The 1674-nt window shown below is 45.0% G+C and carries 2 protein-coding genes; both read right to left on the reverse strand.

The features are described 5' to 3' along the window. A partial coding sequence (locus M595_RS31385; protein ID WP_023069837.1) for a hypothetical protein occupies window positions 1–532 on the reverse strand: 532 nt, incomplete at its 3' end. Window positions 533–616: 84 nt separating this feature from the next. Continuing rightward, window positions 617–1674, reverse strand: a 1058-nt coding sequence (locus tag M595_RS27425; RefSeq protein WP_023069836.1) for a DVUA0089 family protein, incomplete at its 5' end; no start/stop codon positions are given.

Raw genomic sequence — 1674 nt, forward strand, 5'->3', positions numbered from 1 at the left:
TATCCGGTGTAAAAATCGCTAAATAAGTATCAAAGTCACTACTATCAAGCGTAATTGTTACTTCCTGTCCTTCTACTCCCTCAAAAGTATATTCATCATACAAACTCCCATCAGACGCCAGCACAGAATCACCTTCACCGAGTTCGCCCTGCTCATTTAAAATGAAATCAGAGGTCTGTGAATCTTCTGGATTAGGAGACTCTGGCTGTTCGTCGGGAGTGGGAGTGGGAGTGGGAGTGGGAGTGGGAGTGGGAATTGCTTCGGGTGTCGGAGACTCAGCCGGACTCGGAGTTTCTGTCGTCGGGGGACTACTTTCCGGCTCAGGAGAGGCTTCCGGTTCAGGATCAGCTTCCGGTGCGGGTGTTTCCTGAGCGAGCAGATCACCCAACTGAATCTCTTTGATCCCACGAACATCGGTATCGGTTGATGTTTCTCCTAAACGAGATTGAACCGTTAAAGAAGAACTCAGAGCATGAGCAGGAAAAACGGTCAGTAGACTGGCAATCACGACCCAAAATTGAATTTGATGCATAAATAACCTCAATAGGATGGAAAATTGACAAGTTTAGATATTCACTCCCATAGGAGTGCCATCTTGATTTCGACTCGTAGATGTTTAGCGAACGGTTAATAGGTACTGACCTTGACCTGTACTATCATAGGCGTTGACGACCACTCGATAGCGGCCTGTCATTGGTAAAGTTACAGTCAATGCTGCATTTTTCTCTGACGAATTTGCATCGTCATTTTCTCCCACAAGCTGACCATTTGGACCAAACAAAGCAAGATAGGGATCGAAATCTGAACTTTCGAGTCGAATTGTAACAGTCTGACCTCCAACTCCATCAAAGCTATACTCTTCATACCGACTCCCATCGGAAGGAAGCACCGCATCTGTGCGATCTAAGGTTCCTTGTTCTTCTAGAATCAAACGATTGCTACGCTCACTGGGATTAACCCTCTCCGTCTCTATTCGGAGTTTTAATCGATAGTCGCCAGACTCTCCCGCCTCATAGGAATTCGCCAAAAAAGTATATTCACCATCCTCAGGCAGTGTAATCATAATTTTGGCATCTTTCTGGCCACCACTATCGTCGTCTTGAGCAAGTTCACTCCCATCAGAATTGAGCAAAATTAAGTAAGGATCTAAATCCTGACTCCTCATTTCTATAGCAATTTGCTGACCTGCTTTTCCTTCAAAAGAATACATATCATAAAAGCTATTATCAATCGGCAAAATACTATCACTTTCATCTAAACGACCTCGAACTTCTGGGCCGTCAAGGATCAGTTTTTCCGAAGGTTCACTCGAAAAAGCAAATGGCCTTTGGGATTGGGCAACTCGGGGGGCGCGTCCTTCTTTAACCGCTTGTAAAAAGGGCGGAACTTTATCGACAGAAATGGCAAAACCAATCCCAATATTACCGCCACTACGACCCCGTGTAAAAATTGCCGTATTCACCCCAATCAATTCACCTTTACTATTCAATAACGGGCCACCCGAATTTCCGGGGTTAATTGCCGCATCGGTTTGAATCAGATTTCGTTCTCCATCAATCCGACTGACAATTCCAATTGTAAACGTCCCTTGAAATTGACCAAAAGGATTTCCAATGGCAAAAGCACGTTGACCCACTTTCACCGAACCCGGTTTAGCGATGGGAATTGTCGGTA

The organism is Lyngbya aestuarii BL J, assembly GCF_000478195.2.
GTDB classification, from domain to species: domain Bacteria; phylum Cyanobacteriota; class Cyanobacteriia; order Cyanobacteriales; family Microcoleaceae; genus Capilliphycus; species Capilliphycus aestuarii.